This window comes from Polycladospora coralii (assembly GCF_014773435.2).
Taxonomy (GTDB): Bacteria; Bacillota; Bacilli; order Thermoactinomycetales; family Thermoactinomycetaceae; genus Polycladospora; species Polycladospora coralii.
On sequence record NZ_JACXAG020000001.1, the window covers coordinates 422,364 to 438,817 of the forward strand.

The window sequence follows — 16,454 nt, forward strand, 5'->3', positions numbered from 1 at the left end:
AATGTTGATGTTTATCACCATCCAGAAAGCGGGCTTACTCACCTCGATACAAGATCAAGGTAGGATAGGGTATCAGCACATCGGTGTAACAACTGGTGGTGCAATGGATCCCCTTGCTGCACGTTTGGCCAATTTATTAGTAGGCAACTCAGAAAATGAAAGTGTTTTGGAGATGACACTGATCGGACCGACGATTCAATTTCATATGGATACGTTCATTGCGATTTGTGGTGCTCATTTATCTCCTACTCTGAACACCCTACCCCTTCCAACTGGAAAACTTCTCTTCATCCGCAAAGGGTCTACACTTTCCTTTGGTAAAACGCAAGTTGGATGCCGTGCTTATTTAGCTATAGCGGGTGGCTTTCAAGTCTCCTCTGTCTTAGGAAGTAAAAGCACCCATTTTCCCGCACAATTTGGCGGGGTTGCGGGCAGGGCTTGTCGTGACGGCGATCAAATAAAAATCGGCCAATGGTCCGAAAAACAGCGCAACATGATCCAAGTCTATACCCGCCTAGCTGATTCAAAATCTACCTATTTCCGCTCCTATTTTATTACTACCCCTTTACCCAAGAATGGTTCTCGTCCCATTTTGATTCGCATTATCGCAGGACCGCAATACCAGCACTTCACTGAAATGAGCAAACAACATTTACGGCGTACTCCTTACCGCGTAAACGAACAAGCGAATCGTATGGGATATCGGCTAGATGGCGCGTCTTTATCTCTATCCACTCCGCTAGAGATGTTATCAGAACCCGTTCTGTTTGGTACCATACAAGTACCACCCTCTGGACAACCGATCCTACTGGCAGCAGATGCACAAACAGTCGGTGGATATCCCAAAATAGCTCAAGTAGCTTCTGTTGATCGCTCTTTATTGGCACAAGCTAAACCTGGTAATTGGCTTCAATTTCAACTGGTCGATGTACAAGAAGCCCAAAGCTTACTTAGGCGTCAAGCCTTACAGTATGACATCATGAAACAAGCATTACGTATGAAATGGAGGCAGATTGTGTGAAGCGAAGTATAGATATCAACTGCGATTTGGGCGAAAGTTTTGGCATTTATACCTTTGGGCAAGATGAACCGCTATTTGACTTGATCACTTCCTGTAACATCGCCTGTGGATTTCATGCAGGAGATCCCGCTACGATGGCCAAAACCGTCCAAATTGCACTGCAAAAGCAAGTAGCAATTGGTGCCCATCCCGGCTTTCCAGACTTACAGGGATTTGGACGGCGAAATGTATCTTTATCTCCACGTGAAGTATATGAAATCGTTCTTTATCAGATCGGTGCATTAGATAGCTTTGTGCAAGCAGCTAGGGGCACGTTACATCATGTAAAGCCACACGGCGCCTTATATCATCAAGCAGCTAGCAACCCGATCATCGCAGAGGCGATTGCTACTGCCGTTTTCGATTTTCGTCCTCAGCTTATCCTTTATGGACTCGCACATAGCAAACTGGTTGAGGCTGGGAAAAATAAAGGGTTAAAAGTGGCAAGCGAAGCATTTATTGATCGACGCTATCGATCTGATGGTACACTCTGTCCACGTTCACAGGCAGACGCTTGTATAGATGATCCGATCACAGCCGCGGAGCAAGCCCTGCATATCGCCATGAACCGTCAAGTATTGCCCTATGATACACCAGCCCCTATTCCCATTCAAGCGGATACACTCTGTCTGCACGGTGACCACGCGTCTGCATTAGAAATCATACAGCAAGTACGACAGGAATTGAAGGATCAGAAAATTCATGTCCAGCCCGCGATTCAATTTTTATAATAATCTTCTTCACCTCAAAAACTGCTCAAAAGTAGTTATCTCTCTACTTTTGAGCAGTTACAATACTTAATCCTTTAACTGATTTGCGTTATCTTTAGCGATGCCACCACATCTGGTGGTGCGAAGCCTCCAACAACAGCCAGATCTCCTCCCGATTCTAAGACTAAAGTGAGTACATCACCTGAGTTCAATCCTCTTTGAGTTGAACCGGGTACTAATCTAATTTCGCCACCACTATTTGATTCATTGCCATAATTACTTGAAAGAACGTTTATACCATTTACATACAGCCCCACACGATGAACAAATGTTGATCCTGTATTATTTCGACAGCTTGCAATAAACTCGATATTGTAGATCCCGCTCGTTACGATATGAACTGTTGTCGGTGATCCAAACGAATCAAAGTTGATTCCATTAAGCTGAGTAGCTGTATCAAACGTGATGGGTGTCCCAGAACCAAGACCTGGTTGATCCGTATAAGAGACAATATTGGCGTTTGCCATATGATCACCTCCTTTTTTACTAGCTTCTATATACTATGAATCTAGTATGAAAAAGGATTGGGTTCATAGAGAAAAAATAGGAATAATTTGTATGCATGCTGGCTGATTGAAATCTCATTCATGTTGATGATTCAAATTTTGCTGCTGTGTCCGCTCATTTGGTTTGACAAGATACTGCTCGTCTATCCATACACCCACAGCTATCAAAATCATCACACTAACAGAGAAAGCCCACTTCCACATTCGGGGTAAAACAGATTGCTGTACTTCTTGTACCATGATCTGCATGATCAATAACATACTTATCACCAATACAAGTGTGAGAAAAGCAATCATTCTGTGCGGGACTTCACCGATGATCATAACACCTAGCATAGCACCCATCATCCCGCCCATTACACCTGCTAAACACCCGTCGACTGCTGCCATGAGATGAATCGGCTTCCCTGTACAATACCCGACTACCATTCCTACGATAACGCCCAACACAGTAGGTTCCAACATCCTGCCGAGCATAACCGCCCAGATCGTTCCCCATAACAAACTAGACATCATCCCTGCACCCATAGCTACCATCATAGCTGTCGCACATGATAAGTGATGCTTAAAGCGATGTGTGAGTATGATGATAAAGCTCGTACATAAGAGCGTCGTAAACATTCCTACTAATATCGTAATCAATCGATCTATCTCCTTCCCAATCTGTTCCTTTTAAAAACCATATGATAAATGACGTAGCATCATGATTCAGTTGACATGCATGTACCACTTCCTTCATATATATGTATCACTTTAAAAGAAAGTTTGTAATGGAACAGGAGCGAAACCATGAAACAAGTTCAATTGCAAATTATGGGGATGCATTGTGCGGCCTGTGTACAACGTATCGAAAAAAGAATTGGTAAAATAGAAGGTGTGAATCAAATCCGTGTTAATTTAGCTACTGGAAATGCGACAATTCGCTATTTTCCCAAACAGTTGAACCTGTCTTATATTCAATCGCGAATTGAGAACTTAGGCTTTAAAGTTTCTACCATACAATCTAAACATCGGGCTCATCACCACAAAGATTTGTTGCGTTTTCTTTTGTCGGCTCTACTTTCGATCCCGCTGATCAGTGTCATGTTGACTCATCTCCACGGGTTAGAAAATCCCATTCCTAGTTACTGGTTAAACCCATGGTTTCAATGTATCTTAACCGCAATCATTCAATGGGGAATCGGATGGCCTTTTTATCAACGCGCATGGCAAGCACTAAAAAACAAACATACCACCATGGATACACTAGTGGCATTAAGCACCCTGACTGCTTTCGGTTATAGCTTTTTTCTTACACTCTTCCCAAGTGCTACCCATACACCGCTTTTTTACGAAAGTAGCGCCATGATTATTACCTTTATTTTGTTTGGAAAATGGTTAGAGGCAAAAGCAATGTTCCAAGCGCAAAGAAATACAAAACAATTAACGGATCTATTCGGGCAAGAGGCCATTGTTATTCGAGCAAATCAACTTCATAAAATAAAAGTAGATCAAATCGCTATCGGTGATATTCTCTTAATCCAACCCGGTGCAAAAATCCCTATAGATGGCATTGTCGTGTTTGGCAAAAGTTTTGTTGATGAGTCATTTTTAACAGGTGAAAGTACCCCTGTCACGAAAGCAGGAGGCGATTTGGTTTATGGCGGTTCCACCAATCAATATGGACAACTACGGATCAAAGCGACCCATCTTTCCCAAAATTCAACATTGGCACAAATGGTACAGTTAGTCGAGCGAGCACAAACCGATCATGCGCCGATTCAAAGGATTGCAGATCAAATCACTGCTGTATTTGTTCCCATTATCATCGTCATCGCCATTGTAACTTTTTTTGCTTGGTATCTACTCTTACAACCGGAATATTTATATGGTGCGATTGAAAAAGCGATCACGGTTCTCATCATTGCTTGTCCATGTGCCTTAGGGCTCGCCACACCTACCTCCATATTGGTCGGATCCGGCAAGGCCGCTCAACTTGGGATTTTATTTAAAGAAGGACGTTTTTTAGAAGCCCTCCATCAAGTAGATGTCATTCTATTTGATAAAACGGGAACTTTAACATCCGGAAAACCACAAGTAAGTGATATCTATGTAGTAAATCGTTTTCAGGAACGTGATTTTCTACGATGTGTAGGAGCGACTGAGCAATCTTCCGAGCATCCGATGGCATTTGCCATTTTACAAGAAATTAGTCGCAGGAAGATTGCTCTACCTTCAGTCTCGCGATTTCAAGCTTTACCTGGTTATGGTGTTGAAGCATATGTCGGCTCACGGCGCATATTGATCGGTAGCCCCAGGCTTCTCCGCAAAGAGGGGATCACATTTGAACCCATCCTCTTAAAATTACGAGAACTAGAAGCTTCTGGTCACACGGTATTATTAGTAGCCATTCAAGATCAGATTGCAGGACTGATTGCCGTAACAGATGAAATCAAACCAGATGCCATTTCCAGTGTGCATTTATTAAAGAAGCTAGGTAAAACGGTGGGGATCGTATCCGGTGATCATAAAAAGCTGGTCCAAGCGACAGCCCGTATGTTACAAATTGATCATTACCATGCAGAAGTGTTGCCACAAGATAAAGTTAAGATAATCCAAAAAATACAGTCATCTGGTAAACGCGTAGCCATGATAGGTGATGGCATAAATGATGCACCTGCACTAAAAACCGCTAATATCGGAATAGCCATGGGAACAGGTGCTAATTTAACCAATCGAGCCTGTGATATCCAACTTTTACACAATCACTTATTTCGTGTTGTGCAAGCTTTTAAAATAAGTAAACGTACGATGATGAATATTAAACAAAACTTATTATGGGCACTTGGTTATAACGCAATCAACATTCCTTTAGCTGTTCTCGGCTTATTAAATCCTTGGATCGGCGCACTAACGATGGCGAGCAGCTCCCTGATTGTGGTGTTAAATGCCTTACGTTTACAGAAGTGACTGCATATGTTTAACCAGAAACTGGGCATCTTCACCCACCCCTAGGATTAGTGATGATCCTCTGCGATGTAGCCAGGGCAAGCCAATCACATAGCAACCTTTGATCTCGGTAACCCCATGTTGATGTTTAATCTTTCCATTTTGATCATACAAAGACGGATGTTGAAAAAAAGGATGCATCTGCTTAAATCCAGTAGCCCAGATCACATTTTTCACTTCAATCTGTGTGCGATCGTTAAAGCTGACAAGAGACCCTTCAGCTTGGATAACACGCCCTTTTTGCATCACTTTTTTTTGCTTTAAAGCTTGTTTTAGCGTATAGCCAAAAATAGGGTCGTCCCATGTACGCATTCGTTTTCCTAGCCTAGATTGAATATCGATCGCTAGTAAACCGAGCTGCTCAAACCACCAAAAGATACTTTTTTTCATTATCGTTAGCGGCAAGAAACGTAAGGGTTGGCTAACAGCTAAATAGGTTTCTTGGTGTTCACTACATTCAGTTGCAATTTGAGCCCCTGAATTTCCACCTCCTACGATCAAAGTAGTTCCCCTCTGTAATTGCTTGGGATTACGGTATTCAGATGAATGCATTTGTACGACGTCTGCACTTAATTGCCCCGCAAATGGAGGGACAAATGGTGTTTGAAATGCCCCTGTCGCTAAAACGATTCGTTTAGATTCAAATTGGGTATTCGATGTGAAGATGATAAAGCCATCCTTTGTGTGATCGATCTTGATTACTTCTTGGTTATGCATAATGGATAAATGAAATGATTTTCCATATAATTCAAGATAGTCAGCCATTTCATCTTTGGATGGATATCCTTGTGGGTCTCCTGCCATCGTAAGACCCGGGAGAGCACTATATAAACGCGGTGTAAATAAAACAAGTGAATCATAACGATCCCTCCATTGCTGTCCCATCTGCTTATCCCGATCTAAAATAAGATACGAAAAGTTGGTTTTACGCAAGTAATACCCCACTGCTAAGCCGGCTTGTCCGCCACCGATTACAATCACATCATAGCGCATAAATGTACTCCTATCTGTTAATATGAACACATGCTCATATTAACAGATAGAATCACGCTTGTCTATTTACTGATGTGAAGTTTAAGGAGATCAGGAATCCTTCTCATATATATGTATTCCAAGATAAAATAGAAATTGCTTTTGAAAACAGCTCCTTTTTCATCCCTGAGCAAAGAAAGCAAGCATTTACCCCTTCACAGCAGTCCATACAACGCCAAATACAGATGTGGGTCGTGCAAAAGTAAACTTTACACAACCCACAAAGATGATTATTTATTTATGATCTGACTTTTTCTGGCGAAAACTACGCCATGATGCCTTTATCTTCGGAAACCAACGTTCCGTCACGCTACCGAGTCCAAGTAAAAGTCCACCCATTAATAAGAGCCATCCCAATATTGGTATCCAGATCAAGTGTACGATTAATAAAATCCCAAGTAAAAGGAGCAAGAGTTGCTTTTCCGTTTTAAATTGTAGCGTATCCCCAACCTTTGTGCCAATAATTTGAGCAATCGCAATTAGACCCATTGCAGTAGCTAGTAGCAAGCCGATTGCGTAGATGATTGCCAGTGGAATACCTAAGACAGAGACCGCTAAGACAAACAAAAGCGGTAACGACAGTAAAGCAGTTAGGAATCCCTTCCACAACATTTTCCATGGTGAAGTGATGATGCTATGCCCGGTCTCATCTAACTCGGAACGTGCAAACACATATACCAGTGTAGTGAGAGAAACAATCCCCACTACAAAGAGAAGCCATAATCCAAACGCATTATCCGAGTCTCTTTCATAGTAGATATTATTTTCATCGACATCACCTTCATCATGACCCTTTCCATGATCACCAGGAGACGAATCAGGTACTTGCTTGACAATGCTTAGTGGCTTATTTTCTGGTGTTATAATCGCACCACGCACCTCAGCTCCTGGTTCCATAATGAGTACCTCTCCAGCTAGAGAAATATTCCCATCGATTACTGCTGTTTGTTCTAAGATTACTTTTTTCCCCTGTACATCACCTGACACATGTCCACCAATATGAACTGTGCTCGTTTCTTTCCCTACATCTCCCATCACAACGCTAGCATCTCTAATTTGGATTTGCTCCCCAATTACATTGCCCCATACGCCTTTATCTCTGTCAGTATCCTCATCGTAATGTCTTCTTTCTTCTAACCCCACAATAATTTGTTTCGCATTGATATTGCCGCGTACAAGTCCATCTTCAATGATTACGGATTCAGATGCCGTAACATCTCCTGCTAAAACCGCATCGTCCCCGATGGTGATGGTGGAGACTTGAAAATCTCTCGTCACTTCACGGTCAACACGTACACTACCATCTGTTTCTTCTGACCACCCCTCTTGGATCGGCCTCTCGACCATTCTCTGTGTTTGTTCGTAGGGAAGATGAAACTCCTGTGCAATATGTTTCGCAATCTCCCCTCGCTCTATAAAGCTAAAACCGATTAATATAGCACCTACTAACACCAGTATAAAGAACCATTTAAACATAAATGTAAAAACTTTACGCAAGCTTTCTCCTCCTCAACTCATGTAGTCCTAGATTCATCAAATACAGTCCTAACACGCACAATAGGCCAATCATACTACTGTAAAAAAGTGTACCTTGATAGCTAGTCAGAAAACTTTTCATCTGTATGAAGCTATTTCCGACTTGAGAGGGGAGCTCAAATATTTCTAACCATACCGCTTTTAACACTTCAACATGTGAAACATAGCCAACTTCCATCTGCCTTAGCTGAAGTTGTAGCCATATTTGCGAATCATTCAAATGAATACCATCCCAGTAAAGCAAGAGCAAGAAGAACGATGTAAGAAGTGCCATTCCCACTTGCCAAAAGCGGAGCATGGTTTTAAAGAAAGGCATATCTTGCGTTTGTGGTTGTTTGGAAACGGCCACCATAATGTCATCCACTAAATGGAGAGGAGGAGTTTGTAATGACATATTGGTATCCAAAAAACCACTTAACGCTCGATCCAGCTTTGCTTCCAAAATGAACTGACAAGCGGAGCATGTGCGACAGTGATCTTCCACATACATCTCTTCTAACACATCTAACTCTTCATCTACAAAGCGCTCGATTACCATCTCTACTTCCTTACAAGTAAGTCGTTTCATCACATCATCCCCCTTTCACGTAGTGGTCCCAGTAACTTTCTTAGTTGTAACTTTGCTCGATAAAGATGTGTACCTACGGTATTGACTGGCATTTCTAGGATGTCAGCGATCTCTTGATAAGATAATTCTTGTTGATGCGATAAAATCAATACCATGCGATATTTGTCTGGTAACTGGTCAAGTGTTTCTTGCAGTTGCTCCCGCAACTCTCTTTGTTCGTACCTCGCTTCTACACTAACATGATCTATTTTGGTTTGGTTTTCATCTAATTCCTGAGGTGGAAATAATGTTTGCTCTTTTTGTTTCTTCCGCAAGCGATCCATACAAGTGCGATAAGTAATCTGGTAAGCCCATGTAGAAAACTGCGCTTCTGCACGGTAACGACTTAAGTTTGTATATATTTTAATAAATACCTCTTGTGTAACATCTTTGGCCTCTTCTGGCTTTTTCAATAATTGAAGAACTAAGTTATATATTTTCTTTTCGTACGCCTCCACAATTTTTCGAAATGCGTCTTGATCCCCTGTTTGTGCTTTCTTTATCCAATTATCCACCTAACACGGACCCACCTCCCGTTTCGCCTCTCATTAGTTAGACGTACGTGACTCCGCATTTATTTCACTTTCTATAAAAAATTTAAATCGGTTCATCAACACGATGGATACAAAATATGATTTAAGCTTTGTTGTGCAGCTTTAACCAAAGGCATATCCCTATGATCAAACCCATATACCAGTAAGATAATAGAACTATAGCATGCTTTAAATCGGGCCACTGTTTGGGTATATTCGTCTACTTGCCCATACTCTGCAAAAAATAAAGAACGTCCTTCTGCTGGTAAAAAGCTATAAATCAAACTAAGGTCGATAGCTGGATGTCCGATGTGGGCATCTCCCCAATCAATAACGCCAGCAATATGATTGGATTGATCAACGAGGAAATTACGAATATGTAGGTCCCCATGTATCAATGTTGGATTGAATTGCTCCTCCAGCACGGGTACGTTATCGATATAATCATTTAAATCTTGAAAGGAAGCATATAAACCGCTCTCTTTAATCCGCTTTAGATAGGGCAGGATGGTATGTTTTTGCTTTATAATATCTAATCGCTGGATTTCATCGTATGGAACACCAAGTTGACGTGCCTTAGCAACGGGAAAAGCATGTAATGCCTTTAAAAAGCGAGCAAGTTGTGAGGCATTAGGTGCCCAATCTGTTTCTGTCGAAACTTGAGGCGGATATCCTTGAATCATAGCATATCCCGTAAAAAACCATGGAAATTCATCAGCAACTGCTCGACCTAGAAATTGCGGTACAGGGATGGGTAACGGTAATTGATCACTTAATGAAGGTAAAATGGCATTTTCCACTTCCATTAACGCCACTGCGATAGTGCGACGGGGGAAACGAAAAATATATCGCTCATTTACTTTGAAGACCGTATTATCGAATCCTTTACCTACCACATGTACTCGAACCGGTGCTAATTGTGGAAACTGCGCTTCAATCCATCGCTGTGCTTGTATAGGCGTTACGACATACTCAGCCGCCCATGGTTTTTTCTCCATCTATTTTACCTCCATTGGTATTATTCTTTTACGCGTAGTGCTTGTTAAATTGCAAACGATTAGCCGTTCAGCCGAAAGGTAAGATTTTGATAAAATATGATATACGTTTAAATTCTCTATGTTTATTTAATATTAAATTATAACACACAAAAGAGACCAGCATCATATACATATGCTGGTCTCTCCTGACTATAGATTAATATAAAGTTGATTCTTCTAAGCCGAGACAACGTCCATAAATCCATTTGTACGCATTTAAGTCGAGATCGCGTGGATTACCAAATGTTTGTGGATCATCTAGTGCTGCTTGGGCATACCGATCGATTTGCTCAGGATCGACACCTTGATCGAGTAGGCTTGGGATGTTTACATCAGCAACCAAACGCTCTACCTCGATTACAGCCGCAATAGCTGCCTCTTCTACGGTCATCTCTTTTGTGTTCACTCCTAATGCTTCGGCAATACGCGCAAATTTATGAGGAGCACCCATCCAGTTGTATTCCATTACAGGTGGCAACATCGCCGAAACACATTGTCCATGCATGACGGGTACCATTCCGCCTAATGTTTGTGCCATAGCATGTGCTGCACCAGCAGAATCACTTCCATAAGAAAGACCAGCCAGCATAGCCGCTTGAGCCATATGATAACGAGCTTCTACATCATGTCCATTTGCATAGGCACGACGTAAGTATTTCCCTACGTATTCGATAGCTAGTAGTGCTACAGCGTCTGTAATCGGTTGCGCTTGATTCATCGTAAAGCATTCGATCGCATGAGATAGCGCATCAACACCAGTTGCAGCGGTAATATGCTTCGGCATAGAAAGATGCATCTCTGGATCGATAATCGCTAAGTGTGCGGGGATCAGAGGTCCACCCACATTAAACTTAATTTCACGAACCGGATCTTTAATTACCGCCCACTGGGTTACTTCACTACCGGTTCCAGCAGTCGTCGGGATCGTGGTAAGTGGTGGAATTCTTTTGGTTAGCGGTTTACCATTATCGGAAGCCTCATAGTTAAGCACAGGCTCCCCGTGAACCGCTTCTACTCCTATCGCTTTCGCCGTATCCATGGAGCTACCGCCACCTACTGCCACTAATCCGTTACAGTTGTTCTCTAGATACGTTTTTGCACCTAAAGCAATGAGATCTGTATCTGGTTCGCCTTTTATCTCATGAAAAACATGGACATCTAAACCAGCATTGCGTAAACTCTCTTCGATTGGTTTCGTTACTCCTGCTGAAAATAAGCCGATATCGGTCACAATCATCGCTTTGGTAACACCTAGTTTTTTTATCTCATTGCCTGCTGATTGAATGACACCTACTCCAGATACCACTTTAGTTGGCATCTCAAATTCTTTCTGCGTTAACATTTGTTCTGTACGAATCATAAATAAATCCCCCTTGATCAAAATTTTAGACAAACCAACCCATCGGTTTCGGATTTAGGTTTTTATAGATATGCTTTTGTTCGGTATATTCTTCTAAACCTGTCTTTCCTAACTCACGGCCTATCCCTGACTGTTTATAACCACCCCAAGGCGCTTGTGGGAAATAGGGATGATAATCGTTAATCCAAACGGTTCCCATGCGGAGTGCCCGGCTTACACGAGCGGCACGATTCATATCTTGTGTCCAAACTGCACCTGCTAAACCATACACAGAGTCGTTAGCCAAACCGATCGCTTCCTCTTCCGTGGTAAAGGTTTCAATGGTCAGAATAGGACCAAAAGTTTCTTCTTGTACAATCCGCATTTTTGAAGAGCAGCCATCAAAGACCGTTGGCTCCACGAAGAAACCGTTTGCAAATTGTTCTCCTGCTGGTCTTTTCCCGCCAATTAAAAGCTTGGCACCTTCTGCTTGCCCCACTTCAATATAGTTTTCTACCTTAGCACGATGCTCTGCTGAAGTAAGCGGTCCCATTTGAGTGCCTTCATCAAATCCATTCCCTAATTTAATTTTCTCCACTCGTTTTACGAGCTCAGAAACAAATCGATCATGAATACTTTCCTCAATGATGAGACGAGCTCCCGCTGAGCAAACTTGACCAGCATGGAAATAAACCGCATTTAAGGCATAATCCAATGTGGTTTCAAAATCGCCATCAGCAAAAACGATATTCGGATTTTTGCCCCCTAGCTCTAATGCGATTTTCTTCATATTGCCAGAGGCAGCTGTCATAATCTTCCGCCCGGTTTCAATACCACCGGTGAAGGAAATCAGATCAACTTGATCGGATTCAGCAAGTTCAGCACCTACTTCTGCCCCAGGGCCCGTAACAACATTGACGACACCAGCAGGAAATCCGACCTGTTCCATGATCTCTGCTATTTTTAAAGTCGTAAGTGGTGTAATTTCACTTGGTTTTAGCACGAAGGTACATCCTGCTGCAAGCGCTGGTGCGATTTTCCATGAAGCTTGCAGTAACGGATAATTCCATGGTGTGATCATCCCACAGACACCGACTGGCTCCCGTACGACACGACTTTCAGCGTCTGAACTAGGCGGATCAATGGTTTCTCCACCATCTTTATCCGCTAAACCTGCATAATACCGAAAGACAGAAGCAATATCATCCATATCTGCTTCACTTTCAATAATGGTTTTACCTGTATCCAACGTTTCAAGTCGAGCTAGCTCCTCTTTATTTTGTTCGATCAATTCCGCAACACGATACACCATTTTTCCTCTTTCACTTGCTGGTGTATGTGGCCATGGCCCTTCATCAAAGGCAATCCGTGCCGCTTGGATTGCAGTTTGCGTATCAGACCGATCCCCTTCTGGTACCTTTGCAATCACCTCTTGATTATATGGGTTTATGATCGCACGGGTTTTACCCGATCGTGCATCAACCCATTGCCCATTGATATACATGCGACTGGTAAGCAAAGATCATTCCCTCCAATGTTTAGTTCATACAGAAAAAACTGTACAAACTGAATTTACAACTAGGCTATCATTTCTTTATTATCTTTGCAACTCAGTTTGTTATACGTGTGACAAAAATTTGACATGATAGAGGAGTGTGTTAACATAATAAATGTTTATACAGTAAATCCTGTATAAACTGTTTTATTTTGTATAACCGCGGATATATGAATGGTATTTCTTAAGTTAAGGAGTGTCTTATGTGGCGCCACATTCAGATGAACTTGAACAGGCTCGTAATGCATACATTTCATCTTTATCGGAAACGATGGAAATGTACGGATTAAGTCCTTCTATGGGACGACTGTTTGGCATTATGTTTTTTCATGATGAGCCGATGACACTAGATGATATGAGAAGTCTTACGGGTATGAGTAAAACCAGTATGAGCACAGGCATCCGTACGCTATCTCAACTGAAACTCGTCCATAAAAAATGGCAAAAAGGAGTTCGCAAAGATTTATATGTTGCGGAACATGATCAGTTTCGCTCCTTTTTAGACTTCTTTGCTCATCTCTGGGAAAAAGAAATCCAAATTAATCAAAAACCTTTGCTTGAGACCGAAATACGATTACAAGAGAATTTGAAACAACAAAACTGTTCTGAAGAAGAGCAAATACAGATCAAGCGTGATTTAGAAAAATTATATAATGCCAAGCAATATTATGCTTGGTTAGGAGAACTCGTAGAGAAATTTAAAAGCGGGGATATTTTCAACTATGTCCCCGTGAATGAGGACGATTTATAAACAGAAGGAGAGATTGGGTGAGTCAGGTAGACAGTGATAAACAAAAAAGCTTTTGGACAACAGGTAGAGTAGGTCTTCTCGTGATGGTGGTAGGCATCCTTACCATCGTCGGATATGCTGCATACTCTGGTCAAGATATTTTCTGGGGTGGCCTCATTTCCATGCTAATCTTTTACATCGCCATCTACTATGTAGGCGCGATAACGGCTTCCAAGAAAACAGACGATCTAAAAGGTATGATGCTGGCTGGACGAGGCATTCCCTTATGGATCGCTATGTTTACCATGGCAGCGACATGGGTAGGTGGTGGCTATATTAATGGTACCGCTGAACAAACTTATGCAAATGGTCTGGTATGGGCTCAAGCACCTTGGGGATATGCAATAAGCTTGTTCATCGGTGGTATTTTTTACGCACGTAAAATGCGTAGATATGAATTTACGACCATGTTAGACCCTTTGGAAGCCCGATTTGGGAAAAAAATGACCGGTATTTTATACATCCCTGCACTTGCTGGTGAAATTTTTTGGAGTGCAGCCATCTTAACCGCCCTAGGCACAACATTTGGCACGATTTTGGGCCTCGATTCAACCACTTCTATCATCTTATCTGCTATCATTGCAATCGGTTATACCGTGGTGGGTGGACTTTGGTCAGTCGCTTATACAGATGTCTTGCAAATGGCAATCATTTTAATCGGTTTATTTCTAGTGCTACCCTTTGCCTTTTCGCAAGTCGGTGGATTTTCCGCTGCCCTATCTGGGTATCAAGGTGGCATGGCGGAAATCGGAACGAACTATGCGAGTCTTTTCCCACCCCTCGACGGTTGGAAAGATCCGAGCTGGGGTAATTATTATTGGAATTGGTGGGATTATGCCTTACTTCTCATCTTCGGTGGTATCCCGTGGCAAGTGTACTTTCAACGCGTTTTATCGGCTAAAACACCAAATACGGCGATGTGGCTTTCCATATTTGCTGGTGCGATCGCCATCATTGCCGCTATCCCTGCTGCCTTAATCGGAATCATTGGATTCAATGTAGACTGGGCCGCTTTAGGAATGGAAGCGCCTGAAAGTGCAGCCATGATCTTACCTTATGTGCTTCGGTTCCTTACACCTGAAGTAATTGCCGCTATCGGACTCGGTGCACTTGCCGCCGCGGTAATGTCTTCCGTTGATTCATCGGTGTTATCTGCATCTTCTATGGCATCATGGAATGTATACCGACCTTTGATTAAACCTAAGGCAACACCTGAGCAACTGAAGAAAGTGATTAAAACATCGATTATCTTGGTCGGTGTCGCAGCAACCTTGATTGCGCTTAGCGTAAATAGTGTGTATGCCTTATGGTATTTGTGTAGTGATTTTGTTTATGTCTTGCTCTTCCCGCAGCTTACCATGGCTTTATTTTTCAAAGGTGCCAATAAATACGGTTCTATGGCCGGGCTTGCTGTAGGATTTATCTTACGTTTTGGTGGCGGAGAGCCCGTTTTAAACATTCCACAAATCATCCCTTATCCGATGGTGGAAGACGGTGTGGTATTGTTCCCATTCCGAACACTTGCGATGGTATGTAGCTTACTTACCATCTACATCGTTTCTAAAATGACAGCCAAAATTTCACCGCCATTACCGCTTAAAAACTTGAAAAAGATTTAAACGAGCAAAAGAACCCCCCTAGATCATTTCAAGGGGGGTTCTTTTGATATACGCCCATTTCTATGACTATTTTAATTCTCCCACGTCTTTAATAATACATATGGATTGACTGCCGCGCGCCCATATGAAAATTTACTTTCACTTACATACATGCCAAAGTGAAGATGTGGCGGGAATTGACCGGTAGTACCTTCTGGACCATAGCCGCTATCACCCACATAGCCGATAATCTGTCCACTTTTTACCCGATCGCCTTCTTTAAGCGTTTCGGCATAGCTTGAAAGATGGGCATAGTAATAGTAGATTTGCTCGTGTTTTTCATCTTGGATCAACAAGCGCCAACCGCCTAATCGATCCCAGCCTTTACGAACGACTTTACCATCGGAAACGGATTGAATCGGCGTTTTCGCTGGAGCCATCATATCCGTCCCTTCATGTTGTCGCTTACCACCATATGAACGCGGATTGCCCCAGCTATTGTTATAGGAGATTTTTGAGATGTCCTCTGTCCGAAAGGGGAACTCATAATCTTCCGATAAGGAAGCCGCTTCCCAACGATAGGAGGATGCGATTTGCATCATCTTCTTCACATTTTCTTTCGTGTATTTTTGTTCTAAAACGGATGTTAGTGTAGTTGTATTTACTTGTTTATTTCCCATTTCTGTTTGCAACCAGCGCGCATTTTTCTCAATGGTGGTCGTAGAAATTCCTTGGTAATCATGTACTACTTCATCGATGGCGACTAAATACCACCATGGAATTTCGTACTTTTCCCCCAGTTGAATATAGGTAGCAGACCATTTTACAGGTACACGAAATTCGATTACGGGATGACTTTCAAAATAAGGCTTAAGGTTTATATTATCATTTAGAAACAGGACAATTAGAACCGCAAGTAGTAGACCCCATATCCATTTTCTCATATCTTTCTCTCCTTCCCATCCTGATAGGATCTTTGCATGATTTGTGCTTACGATTCGTTGTATATTTTAGTTCATTCACACTAAGATATTATCATATAGAGACTTTATCCTTATCCCCCTTTACAGTCATGCTAAACAGCTTATAATTTGATAGATTAA

The 16,454-nt window shown here is 42.1% G+C and carries 15 protein-coding genes; 5 read left to right on the forward strand and 10 right to left on the reverse strand.

The features are described 5' to 3' along the window. Positions 1 to 7 precede the first annotated feature (7 nt). Together IC619_RS02200 and IC619_RS02205 are read left to right on the forward strand one after the other, a co-directional pair. On the forward strand, positions 8 to 1,021 hold the full coding sequence (locus IC619_RS02200; protein ID WP_191138478.1) for a 5-oxoprolinase subunit C family protein: 1,014 nt from the start codon (positions 8 to 10) through the stop codon (positions 1,019 to 1,021). Further along, positions 1,018 to 1,791: a LamB/YcsF family protein gene (locus IC619_RS02205; protein WP_347239747.1), complete on the forward strand. Its 774-nt coding sequence runs from the start codon at positions 1,018 to 1,020 to the stop codon at positions 1,789 to 1,791. Before IC619_RS02200 ends, IC619_RS02205 begins: the two co-directional genes overlap by 4 nt. Positions 1,792 to 1,865: 74 nt before the next feature. On the opposite strand, the gene IC619_RS02210 is transcribed toward IC619_RS02205, so the two are convergent. Both IC619_RS02210 and IC619_RS02215 read right to left on the reverse strand, forming a co-directional pair. Further along, entirely contained in the window at positions 1,866 to 2,297 is a 432-nt protein-coding gene (locus IC619_RS02210) for a hypothetical protein (RefSeq protein WP_191138480.1), read from the reverse strand. A gap of 114 nt (positions 2,298 to 2,411) precedes the next feature. After that, complete coding sequence (locus IC619_RS02215; protein ID WP_191138481.1) at positions 2,412 to 2,978, reverse strand: hypothetical protein; 567 nt, start codon at positions 2,976 to 2,978, stop codon at positions 2,412 to 2,414. A gap of 147 nt (positions 2,979 to 3,125) precedes the next feature. Here IC619_RS02215 and IC619_RS02220 point away from each other — a divergent pair, with 147 nt between their 5' ends. Then, complete coding sequence (locus IC619_RS02220; protein WP_191138482.1) at positions 3,126 to 5,285, forward strand: heavy metal translocating P-type ATPase; 2,160 nt, start codon at positions 3,126 to 3,128, stop codon at positions 5,283 to 5,285. Here IC619_RS02220 and IC619_RS02225 read toward each other — a convergent pair. The 7 genes from IC619_RS02225 to betB form a co-directional block, all read right to left on the reverse strand. Continuing rightward, positions 5,274 to 6,317 (reverse strand): flavin-containing monooxygenase, encoded by a 1,044-nt coding sequence (locus IC619_RS02225; protein WP_191138483.1) that lies wholly within the window; start codon positions 6,315 to 6,317, stop codon positions 5,274 to 5,276. The genes IC619_RS02220 and IC619_RS02225 overlap by 12 nt on opposite strands. Before the next feature lie 273 nt (positions 6,318 to 6,590). Beyond that, positions 6,591 to 7,853: a bactofilin family protein gene (locus IC619_RS02230; RefSeq protein WP_191138484.1), complete on the reverse strand. Its 1,263-nt coding sequence runs from the start codon at positions 7,851 to 7,853 to the stop codon at positions 6,591 to 6,593. Further along, entirely contained in the window at positions 7,846 to 8,460 is a 615-nt protein-coding gene (locus IC619_RS02235; protein WP_191138485.1) for an anti-sigma factor, read from the reverse strand. The genes IC619_RS02230 and IC619_RS02235 overlap by 8 nt, the downstream gene beginning before the upstream one ends. Then, positions 8,460 to 9,014, reverse strand: a complete 555-nt coding sequence (locus IC619_RS02240) for a sigma-70 family RNA polymerase sigma factor (protein ID WP_191138486.1) — start codon at positions 9,012 to 9,014, stop codon at positions 8,460 to 8,462. The genes IC619_RS02235 and IC619_RS02240 overlap by 1 nt, the downstream gene beginning before the upstream one ends. A 95-nt stretch (positions 9,015 to 9,109) precedes the next feature. Next, the gene (locus tag IC619_RS02245) at positions 9,110 to 10,030 is read right to left on the reverse strand and encodes a phosphotransferase (protein WP_191138487.1); all 921 of its coding nucleotides are present in this window, start codon (positions 10,028 to 10,030) and stop codon (positions 9,110 to 9,112) included. A 196-nt stretch (positions 10,031 to 10,226) separates the two neighbouring features. Beyond that, entirely contained in the window at positions 10,227 to 11,429 is a 1,203-nt protein-coding gene (gene gbsB / locus IC619_RS02250) for a choline dehydrogenase (RefSeq protein ID WP_191138488.1), read from the reverse strand. 25 nt (positions 11,430 to 11,454) lie between these two features. After that, positions 11,455 to 12,912, reverse strand: a complete 1,458-nt coding sequence (betB, locus tag IC619_RS02255) for a betaine-aldehyde dehydrogenase (protein WP_191138560.1) — start codon at positions 12,910 to 12,912, stop codon at positions 11,455 to 11,457. Positions 12,913 to 13,168: 256 nt separating this feature from the next. Between betB and cudC the strand changes: the two genes are divergently transcribed. Further along, entirely contained in the window at positions 13,169 to 13,714 is a 546-nt protein-coding gene (gene cudC / locus IC619_RS02260) for a choline uptake/conversion transcriptional regulator CudC (RefSeq protein WP_191138489.1), read from the forward strand. A gap of 83 nt (positions 13,715 to 13,797) precedes the next feature. Then, a complete protein-coding gene (locus tag IC619_RS02265) occupies positions 13,798 to 15,372 on the forward strand; it encodes a high affinity choline transporter 1 (protein WP_191138561.1) in 1,575 nt (524 codons plus the stop codon). A 71-nt stretch (positions 15,373 to 15,443) separates the two neighbouring features. Here the strand turns inward: IC619_RS02265 and IC619_RS02270 are convergent, their stop codons facing one another. Beyond that, positions 15,444 to 16,295, reverse strand: coding sequence for a M23 family metallopeptidase (locus IC619_RS02270; RefSeq protein WP_191138490.1), 852 nt, complete (start codon positions 16,293 to 16,295; stop codon positions 15,444 to 15,446). Between the last annotated feature and the right edge of the window lie 159 nt (positions 16,296 to 16,454).

Coding starts and splice junctions, on each gene's coding strand:
- IC619_RS02200 (WP_191138478.1), top strand. CDS start 8: ATGTTTATCACCATCCAGAAAGCGGGCTTACTCACCTCGATACAAGAT.
- IC619_RS02210 (WP_191138480.1), bottom strand. CDS start 2,297: ATGGCAAACGCCAATATTGTCTCTTATACGGATCAACCAGGTCTTGGT.
- IC619_RS02220 (WP_191138482.1), top strand. CDS start 3,126: ATGAAACAAGTTCAATTGCAAATTATGGGGATGCATTGTGCGGCCTGT.
- IC619_RS02225 (WP_191138483.1), bottom strand. CDS start 6,317: ATGCGCTATGATGTGATTGTAATCGGTGGCGGACAAGCCGGCTTAGCA.
- IC619_RS02235 (WP_191138485.1), bottom strand. CDS start 8,460: ATGAAACGACTTACTTGTAAGGAAGTAGAGATGGTAATCGAGCGCTTT.
- IC619_RS02245 (WP_191138487.1), bottom strand. CDS start 10,030: ATGGAGAAAAAACCATGGGCGGCTGAGTATGTCGTAACGCCTATACAA.
- gbsB (WP_191138488.1), bottom strand. CDS start 11,429: ATGATTCGTACAGAACAAATGTTAACGCAGAAAGAATTTGAGATGCCA.
- betB (WP_191138560.1), bottom strand. CDS start 12,912: ATGTATATCAATGGGCAATGGGTTGATGCACGATCGGGTAAAACCCGT.
- IC619_RS02265 (WP_191138561.1), top strand. CDS start 13,798: ATGGTGGTAGGCATCCTTACCATCGTCGGATATGCTGCATACTCTGGT.
- IC619_RS02270 (WP_191138490.1), bottom strand. CDS start 16,295: ATGAGAAAATGGATATGGGGTCTACTACTTGCGGTTCTAATTGTCCTG.